General features: G+C 71.1%; 15 protein-coding genes. 3 read left to right on the forward strand and 12 right to left on the reverse strand.

What is annotated here, in order from left to right:
- Window positions 1–152 precede the first annotated feature (152 nt).
- The 7 genes from whiA to AB0G50_RS30860 all read right to left on the reverse strand — a co-directional run bounded on the left by whiA (window position 153) and on the right by AB0G50_RS30860 (window position 6,826).
- Window positions 153–1,139 carry a DNA-binding protein WhiA gene (gene whiA / locus AB0G50_RS30830; protein WP_360115640.1) on the reverse strand — a complete coding sequence of 329 codons (987 nt, stop codon included), beginning with the start codon at window positions 1,137–1,139 and terminating at the stop codon, window positions 153–155.
- Window positions 1,130–2,149 (reverse strand): uridine diphosphate-N-acetylglucosamine-binding protein YvcK, encoded by a 1,020-nt coding sequence (gene yvcK / locus AB0G50_RS30835; RefSeq protein ID WP_360115774.1) that lies wholly within the window; start codon window positions 2,147–2,149, stop codon window positions 1,130–1,132. Before yvcK ends, whiA begins: the two co-directional genes overlap by 10 nt.
- Window positions 2,150–2,151: 2 nt before the next feature.
- On the reverse strand, window positions 2,152–3,039 hold the full coding sequence (gene rapZ, locus AB0G50_RS30840) for an RNase adapter RapZ (RefSeq protein ID WP_360115643.1): 888 nt from the start codon (window positions 3,037–3,039) through the stop codon (window positions 2,152–2,154).
- Window positions 3,036–4,976 (reverse strand): excinuclease ABC subunit UvrC, encoded by a 1,941-nt coding sequence (uvrC, locus tag AB0G50_RS30845; RefSeq protein ID WP_360115646.1) that lies wholly within the window; start codon window positions 4,974–4,976, stop codon window positions 3,036–3,038. The genes rapZ and uvrC overlap by 4 nt, the downstream gene beginning before the upstream one ends.
- Before the next feature lie 110 nt (window positions 4,977–5,086).
- A complete protein-coding gene (locus AB0G50_RS30850) occupies window positions 5,087–5,368 on the reverse strand; it encodes a Rieske (2Fe-2S) protein (protein ID WP_360115649.1) in 282 nt (93 codons plus the stop codon).
- A 550-nt stretch (window positions 5,369–5,918) separates the two neighbouring features.
- Window positions 5,919–6,428, reverse strand: a complete 510-nt coding sequence (locus tag AB0G50_RS30855; protein ID WP_360115652.1) for a Rieske (2Fe-2S) protein — start codon at window positions 6,426–6,428, stop codon at window positions 5,919–5,921.
- Window positions 6,335–6,826, reverse strand: coding sequence for a hypothetical protein (locus tag AB0G50_RS30860; RefSeq protein ID WP_360115655.1), 492 nt, complete (start codon window positions 6,824–6,826; stop codon window positions 6,335–6,337). The genes AB0G50_RS30855 and AB0G50_RS30860 overlap by 94 nt, the downstream gene beginning before the upstream one ends.
- Window positions 6,827–7,167: 341 nt before the next feature.
- Here AB0G50_RS30860 and AB0G50_RS30865 point away from each other — a divergent pair, with 341 nt between their 5' ends.
- Genes AB0G50_RS30865 through AB0G50_RS30875 form a run of 3 tightly spaced genes read left to right on the forward strand, consistent with a single transcriptional unit; the run spans window position 7,168 to window position 10,167 of the window.
- Entirely contained in the window at window positions 7,168–8,664 is a 1,497-nt protein-coding gene (locus AB0G50_RS30865; RefSeq protein ID WP_360115658.1) for a helix-turn-helix transcriptional regulator, read from the forward strand.
- Window positions 8,664–9,146 carry a hypothetical protein gene (locus AB0G50_RS30870; RefSeq protein ID WP_360115661.1) on the forward strand — a complete coding sequence of 161 codons (483 nt, stop codon included), beginning with the start codon at window positions 8,664–8,666 and terminating at the stop codon, window positions 9,144–9,146. Before AB0G50_RS30865 ends, AB0G50_RS30870 begins: the two co-directional genes overlap by 1 nt.
- A gap of 31 nt (window positions 9,147–9,177) precedes the next feature.
- Window positions 9,178–10,167 (forward strand): YafY family protein, encoded by a 990-nt coding sequence (locus AB0G50_RS30875; protein WP_360115664.1) that lies wholly within the window; start codon window positions 9,178–9,180, stop codon window positions 10,165–10,167.
- 233 nt (window positions 10,168–10,400) lie between these two features.
- Here AB0G50_RS30875 and AB0G50_RS30880 read toward each other — a convergent pair whose 3' ends face one another.
- The 5 genes from AB0G50_RS30880 to AB0G50_RS30900 form a co-directional block, all read right to left on the reverse strand.
- Window positions 10,401–11,546, reverse strand: coding sequence for a M28 family peptidase (locus tag AB0G50_RS30880; RefSeq protein WP_360115667.1), 1,146 nt, complete (start codon window positions 11,544–11,546; stop codon window positions 10,401–10,403).
- Window positions 11,547–11,793: 247 nt separating this feature from the next.
- A complete protein-coding gene (locus tag AB0G50_RS30885) occupies window positions 11,794–12,240 on the reverse strand; it encodes a PH domain-containing protein (protein ID WP_360115670.1) in 447 nt (148 codons plus the stop codon).
- Window positions 12,237–12,716: a 6,7-dimethyl-8-ribityllumazine synthase gene (gene ribH, locus AB0G50_RS30890; RefSeq protein ID WP_360115673.1), complete on the reverse strand. Its 480-nt coding sequence runs from the start codon at window positions 12,714–12,716 to the stop codon at window positions 12,237–12,239. The genes AB0G50_RS30885 and ribH overlap by 4 nt, the downstream gene beginning before the upstream one ends.
- A complete protein-coding gene (locus AB0G50_RS30895) occupies window positions 12,713–13,978 on the reverse strand; it encodes a bifunctional 3,4-dihydroxy-2-butanone-4-phosphate synthase/GTP cyclohydrolase II (protein WP_360115676.1) in 1,266 nt (421 codons plus the stop codon). The genes ribH and AB0G50_RS30895 overlap by 4 nt, the downstream gene beginning before the upstream one ends.
- Window positions 13,975–14,589: a riboflavin synthase gene (locus tag AB0G50_RS30900; protein WP_360115679.1), complete on the reverse strand. Its 615-nt coding sequence runs from the start codon at window positions 14,587–14,589 to the stop codon at window positions 13,975–13,977. The genes AB0G50_RS30895 and AB0G50_RS30900 overlap by 4 nt, the downstream gene beginning before the upstream one ends.
- Between the last annotated feature and the right edge of the window lie 4 nt (window positions 14,590–14,593).

Consider the following 14,593-nt stretch of genomic DNA (forward strand, 5'->3'; position numbering starts at 1 on the left):
CGGTAGCGCTGAATGTGCCCCCTTGACACATGCGGTTGGGCTGCGCCCAGGCCATACGGGGAGAACACGAGGCCACCGGCTTGGTCGGCGCGACCGTGGCGTTGGGCTGCGCGCCCTGCGGCGCGTGGGGTGGCTCGCTTCGCCTTGCCGGGTTAGACCTCGGCTTCGAGCATGTCCGCTGTCACTGCCGATTCCGTGTCCGGCATGCCCAGTTCCTTGGCTCGCTTGTCCGCCATCGCCAGCAGGCGGCGGATTCGGCCTGCTACCGCGTCCTTCGTCATCTGGGGGTCGGAGAGTTGGCCCAGTTCCTCCAGTGACGCCTGGCGGTGGGCCAGGCGTAGGGCGCCTGCGGCGGCCAGGTGGTCGGGGGCTTCGGCGCCGAGGATTTCCAGGGCTCGTTGGACCCTCGCGGCTGCCGCTACCGCTGCCCTTGCCGAGCGGCGGAGGTTGGCGTCGTCGAAGTTCGCCAGGCGGTTCGCCGTGGCTCGGACCTCTCGGCGCATGCGGCGTTCTTCCCAGGCCAGGACGCTGTCGTGGGCGCCGAGGCGGGTCAGCATGGCGCCGATGGCGTCGCCGTCCCTGATGACCACGCGTTCCGCGCCTCGGACTTCCCTGGACTTCGAGCCGATGCCCATTCGCCTGGCGGCGCCGACCAGGGCCAGTGCGGCTTCCGGGCCTGGGCAGGTGACTTCCAGGGAGGACGAGCGGCCTGGTTCGGTCAGGGAGCCGTGGGCCAGGAAGGCGCCTCGCCAGGCTGCCTCGGCGTCGCACACGCCACCCGAGACGACGGGGGCGGGCAGGCCTCGGACCGGGCGGCCCCTCGGGTCGAGGAGGCCGGTTTGGCGGGCCAGGCCCTCGCCGTCCTTCACGACCCGCACCACGAACCTGGTGCCCTTGCGCAGGCCGCTGGAGGTGATCGTGAAGACGTCGGACTGGTGGCCGTACAGCTCGTGGATCTCGCGGCGCAGGCGGCGGGCCGTGGAGCCGAGGTCCAGTTCCGCCTCCACGACGACGCGACCGCCGACGATGTGCAGGCCGCCCGCGAAGCGCAACAGCGAGGCGACCTCCGCGCGGCGGCAACAGGTCTTGGAGACGGCCAGCCGGCTCAGCTCGTCCTTGACCGCCGACGTCATCGCCACGTCTGCTCGCCTCCCAGGGTCTCGCTTGCGTTGTGCAGGGTTGTACTCGACGGGTCCTCGGGTCCGTCAGGCAGGCCATCCAACGCCCGTCGGATGGCGAGCGCCAGCGCCGCCGGGTCGTGGCGGTCCGGTTGACCCGCCACCGCGACCTCCGCGAGGTGGGCCGCAGCGCCCAGAGCTGCGGCGGCGCGGCGGAGGCGGTCCGGTACCGGCACCGCGTCGGTGTCCGCGATCACAGCGTCGACGCGCAGTTCGGGCGCGTGCTCGCACAGCACGTCCAGGTGCAGCTCCGGCGAGAAGCCGGCGGTTTCCCCCGGTTGGGGGACGAGGTTGAGCACCACGACCTTGCGCGCCCTCGTGCGGACGAGCGCGTCGTGCAGCTCCGGCACGAGCAGGTGCGGCAGCACGCTGGTGAACCACGAGCCCGGACCCAGCAGCACCACGTCCGCGTTCAGCACCGCCTCCACCGCCTCCGGGCAGCCGCGGGGCAGCGCGCCCGGACCGCCGGGGCCGTGCAGCCTGATCCGGCGCACCCGGCCCGGCGTGGTCGCGACGGCGACCTGACCGCGGATCCGGCGGACCACGTCCGCGTCGTCGTCCAGGCCGGTGACCTCGGCCTCGATCTCCAGCGGCTCGGTGCACATCGGCAGCACGCGACCTCGGACGCCGAGCAGCCTCCCCGCCTCGGCGAGCACCTCGACCGGGTCGCCGAGCTGTTCGAGCAGGCCCGCCAGCACCAGGTTGCCGATGGCGTGGCCGGCGAGCGCGCCGGTGCCGCCGAAGCGGTGCTGGAACAGCGTCGCCCAGCGGCCCTGCGGGTCCTCGGCCAGCGCGACCATGGCCTTGCGCAGGTCACCGGGCGGGAGCAGGCCGAGTTCGCGGCGCAACCGGCCGGACGAGCCGCCGTCGTCGGCGACCGTCACGACCGCCGTCACGTCGTCGGTGACGCGGCGCAGCGCGGTGAGCGTGATGTGCAGTCCACGCCCACCGCCCAGCGCCACCGCTCTCAAGCTCACTCGCGACCCAGGTCGCGGTGCACGACCTTGACCGCCATGCCGTCCTCGGCGGCCAGCCGGGAGGCCAGCTCCTCGGAGATCGCGACGCTGCGGTGCTTGCCGCCCGTGCAGCCGACGGCCAGCGTCAGGTACCGCTTGCCCTCGCGCCGGTAGCCGGCGCCGATGAGCCGCAGCAGCTCGTGGTAGCGGTCGAGGAACTCCTCCGCGCCCTCCTGGGTGAGCACGTAGTTCTTCACGTCGCCGTCCAGACCGGTCTGCTCGCGCAGCTCCGGGATCCAGAACGGGTTCGGCAGGAAGCGGACGTCCATCACCAGGTCCGAATCCATCGGCAGGCCGTACTTGTAGCCGAACGACAGCACCGTGACGCGGGTGCGGGTCGCCGACTCGGTGCCGAACGTGTCCTCGATCTTGGCGCGCAGCTGGTGCACGGACAGCGCCGAGGTGTCGAGCACCAGGTCCGCCTCCTCGCGCAGCGGCGTGAGGAGGATCCGCTCGGCCTCGATGCCGTCCGCGAGCCTGCCGTCGGCCTGCATCGGGTGGCCGCGGCGGACCGACTCGAACCGGCGGATCAGCACGTCGTCGGTGGCCTCCAGGAACAGCACCTTCGGCTTGTAGCCGCGCGCGTCCAGGTCCTTGATCACCGCCGCCAGGTCCTCGGTGAACGCGCGGCTGCGCACGTCCATCACCACGGCGACCCTGGTGATCGCGCCCCTGGCCTGCGCGCCCAGCTCGACCATGGTCGCTATCAGCTCGGGCGGCAGGTTGTCGACGACGAACCACCCGAGGTCCTCCAGGCACTTGGCCGCCGTGCTGCGGCCCGCGCCCGACAGACCGGTGACCACGGCGACCTCGATGCCGGACTTCTCGCCGGCCGGTGCGTTCACGATTGCTCCCCTTCGGTACCCGACGCGCTCAACGTCGCGCGCACGGCCTCGGCGGTGCGCAGGCCTACCCCGGGCACCGCACTGATCTCCTCGACGCTCGCCTCACGCAGCTTCCTGAGCGAGCCGAAGTGCTTGAGCAGCGCGGCTTTCCGCGTCTGCCCCAAACCCGGCACGCCGTCCAGCCCGGACGTCGTCATGCGCTTGGAGCGCTTCTGCCGGTGGTAGGTGATGGCGAACCGGTGCGCCTCGTCGCGCACCCGTTGCAGCAGGTAGAGGGCCTCGCTGGTGCGGGGCAGGATCACCGGGTCCGGCTCGCCGGGCACCCACACCTCCTCCAGCCGCTTGGCCAGGCCGACGACCGCCACGTCGGTGATGCCCAGCTCGGCCAGCACGTCCGACGCGGCCGCGGCCTGGGGCGCGCCGCCGTCGACCACCAGCAGGTTCGGCGCGTAGGCGAACCGGCGCGGCTTGCCCGTCTCCGGGTCGATGCCGGGCGTCGGGCCCGCGTCCGCGGTCTCCCGCAGGTACGCCTGGAACCGGCGGCGGACGACCTCGGCGATCGAGCCGACGTCGCCCTGCTCGGCGCCCTCGCGGACGGCGAACCGGCGGTACTCGGACTTGCGCGCCAGGCCGTCCTCGAACACCACGAGCGAGGCGACCACGTCGGTGCCCTGCACGTGGCTGATGTCGGTGCACTCGATGCGCAGCGGCGCGGTGTCCAGGCCGAGCGCCTCCTGGAGTTCCTGCAACGCGGCGGACCGGGCGGTCAGGTCGCCGGCGCGCTTGAGCTTGTGCTGCTGGAACGCTTCCCTGGCGTTGCGCTCGACGGTGTCCATCAGCGCCTTTTTATCGCCGCGCTGCGGAACGCGCAGCGCGACCTTGCCGCCGCGCAGGTCCGACAGCCACTTCTCGACCGCCGCCGCGTCCTCGGGCAGTTCGGGCACCAGCACCTCGCGCGGCACGGGCGCGGCCTCCACGCCGCCGGCCGCCGCGGACTCGGCCTGCTCGCCGTAGAACTGGGTGGCGAACTGGTCGACCAGCTCGGCGGGCGTCGTCTCGTCCACCTTGTCCACGACCCACCCGCGCTGGCCGCGCACCCGGCCGCCGCGCACGTGGAAGACCTGGACGGACACCTCCAGGTCGTCCTGCGCGAACGCGACCACGTCGGCGTCGGTGCCGTCGCCGAGCACGACGGCCTGCTTCTCGAGGGCGCGCTTGAGCGCCGCCTGGTCGTCGCGCAACCGGGCGGCCTTCTCGAACTCCAGGTCCTCGGCGGCGGCGGTCATCTCGCGTTCGAGGCGGCGGACGAGGGCGTCGGTGCGGCCCGCGAGGAAATCGCAGAAGTCCAGCACGATGTCGCGGTGCTCCTCGGCGGTAACCTTGCCCACGCACGGCGCGGAGCACTTGTCGATGTAGCCGAGCAGGCACGGGCGGCCGATCTGGCCGTGCCGCTTGAACACGCCCGCCGAGCAGGTGCGCGCCGGGAACACCCTCAGGAGCAGGTCCAGGGTTTCCCGGATCGCCCACGCGTGCGCGTACGGACCGAAGTAGCGCACGCCCTTGCGGCGCGGGCCGCGGTAGACGTGCAGGCGCGGGTACTCCTCGTTCAACGTCACGGCGAGCACCGGGTAGGTCTTGTCGTCCCGGTAGCGGACGTTGAAGCGCGGGTCGAACTCCTTGATCCAGTTGTACTCGAGCTGGAGGGCCTCGACCTCGGTCGTGACGACCGTCCACTCGACGCTCGACGCCGTGGTGACCATCTGGCGGGTGCGCGGGTGCAGGCCCGCCACGTCGGCGAAGTACGAGTTCAGTCGTTGGCGCAGGCTCTTGGCCTTGCCTACGTAGACCACTCTGCCCCCGGAGTCGCGGAACTTGTAGACACCGGGAGCTTCCGGGATGGTGCCGGTTGCGGGGCGATAGGTCGACGGGTCGGCCACGGGGTCAAGACTACGGGCGGGCACCGACAATCCTGACGTGTGGCGTCGTGGTGAGGGGTGGAGTGGGGTCTGCTAGGTCGGGGGGGCGGGGGGCTGGGGCGGGGGCTCGGCTACGCCGTTGCCACTACCTGGCCGCCGTTGACGGTGACCGGGACTGATTTCAGGGCCTTGGTGGCCGGTGGGTTTTTGACTGAGCCGTCCGTGGCGCTGAACTGGCTGCCGTGGTTGGGGCAGGTCATCACGCCGTTCACCGGTGGGGCGACCGTGGTGCCCTGGTGGGTGCAGGAGGCGTTGAAGGCCTTGACCGTGTCTCCGGTTCGGACCACTACCACCGGGGCGCCCTTGTAGTCGACGATCACGCCGCCGCCGTCGGGGACGTCGGCCAGGGCCACCAGGCCGGCTGTTCCGGATGCGGTGCCGGTGGACGAGCCCGGGGTGGTGGCCTGGGCTCCGCCGGTGGTGGGGGCCGGGGTGTTGCCGGTTGTTCCGGATCCCGTTGTGGAGGAGTCGCCGCATGCGGCCAGGCCGCCGGGGACTGCCAGGGCTACCAGGACTCCGCAGAGGGCTCGGCGGCGGGAGATCGAGGGAGGGGTGGGGGTGGTCAAGCGGGCCTCCGCGTGGTGGGTGCGGTTCGGGTTACGAAGGCACTAACGACACCACGGAAGTTCCGGTTCAACACTTTGATCTTTGTCGAAGTGTTCAGGGCGTAAAAGCGTCCTCGCCGGACGGGCAGCGCCTCCGGGGGTGAAGGGCGTCGTGTTCTCCCCGTATGGCCTGCCTGAGGCAACCACATGCGTCAAGGGGGCGGTTTCGAGTTCGGCCGGCGGTAGCGCTTAAGGCGCCCCCTTGACACATGCGGTTGGGCTTCGCCCAGGCCATACGGGGAGAACACGAGGCCCCTGCGTTAGGGCTTGCGCGCCCTGCGGCGCTGGGGTGGCGTGGTCAGGCCAAGTGGATGTCCTGGCTGGTCAGGGTGATGGGGACTTCCTTCAGGGGGGCTGGGGAAGGGCCTGAGCGGACTGCGCCTGTCGTGGAGTCGAATTCGCTGTGGTGGGTTGGGCAGGTGATCGGGGTTGCCTTCGTTGGCGGGTTCACCACCGAGCCTGCGTGGGGGCAGGTCGGGTTGAAGGCTTTGATCACGTCCGCGGTGGGGCGTACCAGTAGGAGTTGGCCGTCTGTTGCCACGTCCACCAGTACGCCCGCGCCCACGGGGATGTCCGCTATCGCCGCCAGGCGGTCTCCGGGTTTGGCCGAGCCCGGGCCTGGTTTGCGGGTGTTGGACGAAGTGCCGCAGGCGGCGGTCGTCAGGAGCAGGGCGCCGCACAGGAGGGTTCTTCGGTCCACCCGGACATCCTGACCTACCTGTCTCCGGCCGCCGCCGAGCGGGCCAGGGCGAGGACCGCGGTGAACGGGGGGAACCAGTGGCGGGAGTGCGACGGGGGGTTCGCCCACCTCAGGGAGCCGTAGCGGGTCATCGTCGGTGGTAGGGCGATTCGTTGGGGGGAGCGCACGAACTGGACCTCGGGCGGTGCCTTGAGGTGGGTCGGGAGCAGGGCCACCAGTTCGGCCAGGAAGATCCAGTGCTCTCGGGGGCCCGGGATGACGGTGACCGGGCCTGCCAGCATTCTGGCCTTCAGGTCGGCGAGCACTCGCGAGCCGATGCGGGCGGGCATGGCCAGGGCCGTGGTGGCGGGGCCGAGGGGGAGGAAGACACCCTGTTCGGTCACCGTGACCTTCCAGCCGAGCAGCCGGTAGCCCGCGATCGCCTCGCCGAGCGCCTGCTGGTGGACCCGGTTTCTCGGGCTGAAGCGCGGGCTCGGTTCGGCGCCGGTGGCGGCGGTGAGGCTCATCTGCGGAGGTCCCTCCCCGGTCGGGTGGAGCGTGCGGATGGCTGGGCCGGCGCTGTGGTCGACGGGCACCGGCTGTTCCGCCGAGGGTGGGGCGCTCGGACGGGAAAGACCACACCGTCGTCGGGTGAGGCGCATGCACCGGACGTATCGCCGGTATCCACCACCCGGCGTCACGGGGGGCGGCCGCGCACTCCGACGGCCACTTATGCACGAAATGCATGGACACCCGTTCGCATTTCCCTAGACTGTCGAGCACGCTCAGTGACGGGAGCGAGCCGATGGAGCCGAAAGCACGGAGACGGGCAACGAGTTCCAGGCGCGCGTGCCCGTCGTGCGGAGCAGTGATCGCCGCCGACAACACCGACCGGTTGTGCCACCGGTGCAGGCGCAACGCGCGGACCGAGTTGTACGGCCCACCCAAGCTCCCGGACGAGTTCTGGGACCACGAGGTGCTGGCCGCCGCGTTCGCGCAACGGGACATGGGCGCGCTCCTCGCCGCCTATCGCCACCACCCGCAGCACGTCAGCCGCGTCACCCAGGACCGCATGGCGTCCTGGCTGGGCATCAGCCAGGCGCAGCTGTCCCGCTACGAGACCGGTGAGAACCCGATCGACCGGATCGACCGGCTGCGCCACTTCGCGCGGCAACTGGGCGTGCCCGGCGACCGGCTGTGGTTCGACCGCGTCGGGATCCCAAGCCAGGTGGGCGCCGAGACGGGCGTGCCGCCGGATGTGTTCGGCGCGGCGTGGGACGCGTCGAGCATTGCCAGATCGGTCGAGGAGACGGCGAGGAACGACTTGGCGATCAGCAGACGAGCGGCGCTCACCGGAGCGACCGCGGTGGCGATGGGCACCGCCCTGGTCGAACCATTGCAACGGTGGCTCCACCCGTTGCAACCGTTGGCCCGGTGGTCGTCCAGCGCGGCCATCAGCGAGGAGGAGCTGGCCGCGTTGCAGCACGTCGCCGACGGGCTGCGCGGCTGGGGCGGTCGGGGCGGGTACGGCCTGGCCCGCAAGGCGGTGCTGGGTCAGCTGGAGGAACTGGCCGAACGGCTGTCGCACGCGCCGGCCGGTCCCACCACCGAACGCGCCTTCTTCATCGGCGCGGAGCTGTCGAAGGTGGCCGCGAGCATGTCGTGGGACGCGGGCATGCACGACGCCGCGCAGCGGTATTACGTGCTCGGCGTCCGGATGGCGAAGGCGGGCCGCAACGACCCGTTCGCCGCGCTCTGCCTGGCCGCGATGGCCCGGCAGATGTTCGACCTGGGCAGGCCCGCGGACGGGCTGGAACTGGTGCAACTGGGCCAGTACGGCACCCGGCGCAACGCCACGCCCACGTTGCAGGCGCTGCTGCTCACCCGCGAGGCGTGGGCGTACGCGCAGATGGGGCAGGTGCGGGAGTTCCACCGGGCGGTCGGGCAGGCGCAGGACTGCTTCGCGCAGCGCGAGTCGGGCGCGGAGCCGTGGTGGTTGCAGAGCTTCGACGAGGCCGAGCTGGAGGGCGTCATCGGGGCGCGGATGCGGGACCTGGCCGGGCACGACCCGAAGCAGGCGCCGCACGCCGAGCAGCACATCCGGCGCGCGCTGGACCTGCGCGACCCGAAGCGGGTGCGCAACAGGGCGTTCGACGTGATCGGACTGGCCCGCACGATGATGGTTGCCGACGAGCCCGAGGAGGCGTGCGGCTTGATCCAGGGTGTGCTGCCGATGGCGACCGGATTGGCGTCCGGCCGGGTCGTGCGCAAGTTGCAGGACTTCGCGAAGGAGGCCGAGCGCCACCGCGACCTCCAGGCCGTGCGGGATGTCCGCGAGGCCATCCGCGGGGTGCGGACGGCGTAATGATCCGGGTGGGTGTCACCGGGCACAGCAACCTCGTGCCCGACTGCGTCGACGCCGTCCGGGACGCGATTCGGGCGGTGTTGGCGGCGGAGGGCGGGTCGCCCCTGGTCGGGGTGACCTGCCTCGCGCCGGGGGCGGACCAGCTGTTCGCCGAGGTCGTGCTGGAACTGGGCGGGCAGGTCGAGGTGGTGCTGCCCGCCATGGACTACCGGGACCGCATGAAGGAGGAGAGGAGAGCCGCCTACGACGCCCTGCTGGCCAGGGCGCACGTGGTCAGCGTGCTGCCGAACGAGTTGTCCGGCCGGTACGCGTACGTGATGGCGAACGAGCGGATGCTGGCATCGGTGGACCTGCTCGTCGCGGTCTGGGACGGCAACCCGCCCGACGGCCGCGGCGGCACCGCCGACGTGGTCGAAACAGCCCGCGCGTCGGGCGTGCCGGTGGCCGTGGTGTGGCCGCCGGGGGCAAGACGAGGACAGTAGTCGTCCGCGTTTGCCGGCAGTATCGGTCGCTGTGCTGGAAACCTCGGCCAGACTCCTGAGAATGCTGTCGCTCCTCCAGGTCCGGAAGGACTGGACGGGCGCGGAACTGGCGCGGCGACTGGGCGTGGACGTGCGCACGGTGCGGCGTGACGTGGACAAGCTCCGAACCCTGGGCTACCCCGTCAACGCCGCACCAGGCGTATCCGGCGGCTACCAACTGGGAGCGGGAGCCGAACTCCCCCCACTGCTGCTGGACGACGACGAGGCCGTGGCGGTGGCCGTGGGCCTGCGCACCGCGGCGAACGGCACCGTCACCGGCATCGAGGAAACCTCCCTGAGGGCGCTGGCAAAACTGGAACAGGTCCTCCCGACCCGTCTACGCCGCAGGGTGAACGCCCTACAACAACACACCATCGCCCTGAACCCGTCGGTGGTCCCGGTCGACGCCGAACTGCTCACCGCGATCGCCGGCGCGTGCCGGGACAACCAACGCCTGAGATTCGACTACTCGGCAAAACAGGGCACAACGACGAAACGCCACGTAGAGCCTCTGGGCCTGGCCCACACAGGCCGCCGCTGGTACCTGGTCGCCTGGGACGTGGAAAGGGAGGATTGGCGAACCTTCCGAGTGGACCGAATCACCACCACACCAACCCCGGGCGCCCGCTTCCCCCACAGACCCCCACCAGCAGAAGACCTGGCAACCTACGTCTCCCGCCAACTGTCGGTAGCCCCGTACACCCACCAGGCCCGCCTGATAATGCACGCCCCCCTGGAGGAGGTAGCGGCAAGAACCTCAAGAATGAGCGTCCACCTGGAACGAATCGACGACCACCAAACCCTACTGACCGTAGGATCCCCTTCACTAAAAGACGTAGGCCTCTGGATAGCCATGCTGGACATAGACTTCACAGTCCTGGACCCACCAGAACTCAAGGACCACCTACGCAAGTCCGCAGAACGCCTGCTGAAAGCCGCAGACCCAACCCCCACAACCACCCAACCCACGCGCAATCCCTAATGCGGGGGCCTCGTGTTCTCCCCGTATGGCCTGGGCGAAGCCCAACCGCATGTGTCAAGGGGGCGCATTAAGCGCTACCGCCGCCCAAACTCAAAAACCGCCCCCTTGACGCATGTGGTTGCCTCAGGCAGGCCATACGGGGAGAACACGACGCCCTACCTCCCCGGAGGCGCTGCCCGTCCGGCGAGGACGCTCTTACGCTTTTACGCTTTCAATCCCTAAACCCAACCCACTCAACCCCGCCCAGTGGCCACCCGATAAACCGCAGACCCGATCAACTCCAACGAAATCTGCAACCGAGCCTGACTGACATTCAACGCAATCGTATCCTCAGGCGTGTGGTAAAGGGGCTCAAGCGCACCAGGCCCAGCCTCCCCCCGCCAGCTGAAGTTCGCCGCCGCCACACCCTTCTCATGAAACGGAACGTGATCACTGCTCCCCCGGGCCACCGGCCCGCGAACCTGCCCCCGATACCCCAACCGGGAAGCCGCCTCGGCCACCGCGGTAGTGGTCACATTCGCCCCACCGTCGACCGACAACAACCAATACGCCGAAGACCCGACATGACTGGTGGCCACCATGTCGTTCTGAAACACCCCGGCAACCCGCCCGAGCTCCACCGCGGGCAACTGCGACACGTAATGCCGAGACCCCAACAACCCTTGCTCCTCGGACCCCCACAACGCGAACCGCAACCCACGAGCCACCGGCAGGTACCGCAACACCCGGGCCAACTCCAACACCAACGCGGTCCCGGACCCGTCGTCATTGGCCCCGGGCGACCCCGGCACGCTGTCGTAGTGGGCGGTCACCATCACGACCTTGTCCCCACGCCCGGTGGCCGGCCGCTCCGCGATCACGTTGTACGAGGTCAACCCGGTCAACACCCGGGTACCCACGACAACCGACACCACCCCGGCCGCCCGCAACCGCTCCACGTGCACCTGCGCCAACCCCACCACGGGGACCGGCACCACCTCGGTCAACACGGGCGAAAACGCCCCGGACCGCCCGGGCGACGTGATCCGCCCCAGCAACACCGCCGCGGCCCCGCGCCGAACCGCCTCGAACACCGGCCCGAACCCGGCGGCGACGTCGACCAACAACACCACGACCCCGGTCAGGTCCGGCGGCAGCACGGACCCGTCACCCAGATCCAGCACCGGCCCCTCGACCGACACGTCCACCGCCCCGAACCGGGACGCCGCCGCCTTCCACGTCTCCCCGCCCACCACCAACGACGCCAAGTACTTGTCCGGCACCGCGAACGGCTGCAACGCGACCCGGTACCGCAACTCCCGGAACACCGAGGCCACGTAGTCCCGGGCCTGGTGCTCGGCGGAGGTCCCGCCGACCCGCTCCCCGATCCCCTCGGCCAACGCCCGAAGGTGCCCCATGGCCCGACTGGCCCGCACCTGCGACACGACAACCCGATCCGACACCCCGAGATCGGGCAGCGCGGAGGCACCGGGCCGCTGAGCCGCGGCCGCCCGTGCCGCCGGAGAGAACCCCAGTGCGGCAGCACCCGCCGCGACCGCGCCGAGAAGGACATCGCGCCTGCGCATGACCCTAAAACCTAGGGAGCCCCGCCCACCCCGGACAAGGGTGCCGACGGGGGACCCGTGATCACCCGATTGCCGCCCGGTGCAGCTCCCGCAACGCCCGGACCGCCGTCACCGCCCGCTCCCGGTCCACCGCCTGCACGGCCATCACCGACACGTACTCGTCCTCGGGCAACTCCAACCGCGCCCACGACGCCCCGTCCGGGAACGACACGTGCAGCACCTCGGACCACGCGAACCGGTGCGCGGTGATCACGTTGCGCACCTCGATCCCCTCGGCGTCGGCCCGCACCCGCGGCCTGGTCAGCAGCAGCACGCCGCCCGCCAGCAGCACCCCGAGCACGATCATCGCGACCTGGTCGGAGGTGCGGAAGATGACGCCCGTCGGGGTGTCGCCGAGCAGCAGCCCGATGACCGTGAACGACACCACGAGGAACACCGCCGAGGCCCAGGCCACCACCCGGATCCGGCGCGGCCGGAACTCGACCGTCGAGGACACCACGACGCTCACCCCGCCACCCGCAGCGACCGCAGCACCAGGGCCGTGTCGAGCGCCGCCACGACGGCCTCGAAACCCTTGTCCTCCACCGAGTCCGGGAACCCGGCCCGGGCCAGCGCCTGCGCCTCGTCATTCGTCGTCAGCACCCCGTTGCCGACCGGCGTGGAGGTGTCGAGCGCGATCCGGGTCAACCCGGCGGTGACCGAGTCGCACACGTACTCGAAGTGCGGCGTGCCACCGCGGACCACGACGCCCAGCGCCACGACCGCGTCGTGGGTGCGCGCCAACTCCTGCGCCACCACGGGCAGTTCGATCGCGCCGGCGACCCGCACGACCGTCGGCGCGACGACGCCCGCCCGCTCCGCCGCGACGAGCGCGCGCGCCACCAGGTTGTCGGTGATCAGCGCGTGCCACCGGGTGGCCACCACGCCGAGCCGCAGCCCGGACGCGTCCGGCACCTCGTCGGTCGGACGTCCCTCGCCGCTCATTCCGCTCCTTCCGTACCGACCGCCGCGCCGCCCTTGGCCAGCGCCTCGTACTGCTCGAGCTGGTGCAGCTCGTGGCCCATCCGGTCCCGCTTGGTGCGCAGGTACCGCAGGTTCTCCGGGTTGGGCGAGATGGGCAGCGGCACGCGTTCGATCACCTTCAGGCCGTAGCCCTCGAGCCCGACGCGCTTGGCCGGGTTGTTGGTGAGCAGCCGCATGGACCGCACGCCGAGCTCGCACAGGATCTGCGCGCCGGTGCCGTAGTCGCGGGCGTCCGCGGGCAGGCCCTGCTGGAGGTTCGCGTCCACGGTGTCCGCGCCGCCGTCCTGGAGCTGGTAGGCCTGGAGCTTGTGGATCAGCCCGATGCCGCGACCCTCGTGGCCGCGCATGTAGAGCACCACGCCACGACCCTGCGCGGCGACGGCCTCCAGCGCGGCGTCGAGCTGCGGGCCGCAGTCGCAGCGCAGCGAGCCGAACACGTCGCCGGTGAGGCACTCGGAGTGCACCCGCACCAGCACGTCCTCGCCGTCGCCGAGGTCGCCGTACACCAGCGCGATGTGCTCGATGCCGTCGAGCTTCGAGTCGTAGCCGATGCCGCGGAACACGCCGTGCGCGGTCGGGATGCGGGCGTCGGCCACCCGCTCGACCTGGGTCTCCTTGCGCCGCCGGTAGGCGATCAGGTCGGCGATGGTGATCAGCACCAGGTCGTGCTTCCCGGCGAACAGCTCCAGGTCGTCGCGCCGGGCCATGGTGCCGTCGGCGTTGGCGATCTCGCAGATCGCGCCGGCGGGCCGCAACCCGGCGAGCCGGGCCAGGTCGATCGCGGCCTCGGTGTGGCCGGGCCGGCGCAGCACGCCGCCCTCCTTGGCGCGCAACGGGAACACGTGGCCCGGGCGGACCACGTCGTGCGCGGTCGCCTCGGGGTCGGCCAGCAACCGGATGGTCAGCGCCCGGTCGGCGGCCGAGATGCCGGTGGTGACGCCCTCGCGCGCGTCGACGGACACGGTGAACGCGGTGCCCATGCGCTCGGTGTTGTTCGAGACCATCAGGCCGATGCCCAGCCGGTCGAGCGCGTCGGGCTCCATCGGCGCGCACAGCAGGCCGCGGCACTCGGTCATGGTGAACGCGACCAGCTCCGGCGTCGCCTTCTCGGCGGCGAAGACCAGGTCGCCCTCGTTCTCGCGGTCCTCGTCGTCCACCACGACGACGGCCTTGCCCGCGGCGATGTCCGCGATGGCCCGTTCGATCGCGGCGAAGTCGCTCATCGGGTCTCCTCGGCGGCGCGCAGGTGCGGCAGGGTCAGCCGCTCGACGTACTTGGCCAGCACGTCCACCTCCAGGTTGACGGTGTCGCCCGGCCCGCGCCTGCCGAGCGTGGTCAGCTCCAGCGTGGTCGGGATGAGGCTGACCGTGAAGCTGTCTTCGGTCACCGACACGACGGTCAGCGACACGCCGTCGACGGTGATCGAGCCCTTCTCCACCACGTACCGCGCGAGCTGCGGCGGCAGTCCGAAGTGGACGACCTCCCAGTGCTCGGCCTTCTCCCGCGCCAGCACCGCGCCGGTGCCGTCGACGTGACCCTGCACGATGTGCCCGCCCAGGCGCTGCCCGACGGCCGCGGCGCGCTCCAGGTTGACCCGCTCCCCCGGCGCGACCTTCGCCAGGCTGCTGCGCAGGAGCGTCTCGCGCATCACGTCGGCGGTGAACGCGCCGTCGGCCACGTCCACCACGGTGAGGCAGACGCCGTTGACCGCGATGGAGTCCCCGTGCTTCGCGTCCTCGGTCACCACCGGACCCGCGATGGTCACGCGCGCCGCGTCCGGCAGGTCGGTGACCGCGGTCACCTCTCCCAGTTCCTCCACGATCCCGGTGAACACCGTC

Origin of the sequence: Actinosynnema sp. NPDC020468, assembly GCF_040642015.1 — a bacterium.
Taxonomy (GTDB): Bacteria; Actinomycetota; Actinomycetes; order Mycobacteriales; family Pseudonocardiaceae; genus Actinosynnema.

What these genes read in the sequence shown, in the direction of transcription:
- AB0G50_RS30860 (WP_360115655.1), bottom strand. Translation starts at nt 6,826, where the DNA reads ATGAGCCTCACCGCCGCCACCGGCGCCGAACCGAGCCCGCGCTTCAGC.
- AB0G50_RS30870 (WP_360115661.1), top strand. Translation starts at nt 8,664, where the DNA reads ATGATCCGGGTGGGTGTCACCGGGCACAGCAACCTCGTGCCCGACTGC.
- ribH (WP_360115673.1), bottom strand. Translation starts at nt 12,716, where the DNA reads ATGAGCGGCGAGGGACGTCCGACCGACGAGGTGCCGGACGCGTCCGGG.
- AB0G50_RS30895 (WP_360115676.1), bottom strand. Translation starts at nt 13,978, where the DNA reads ATGAGCGACTTCGCCGCGATCGAACGGGCCATCGCGGACATCGCCGCG.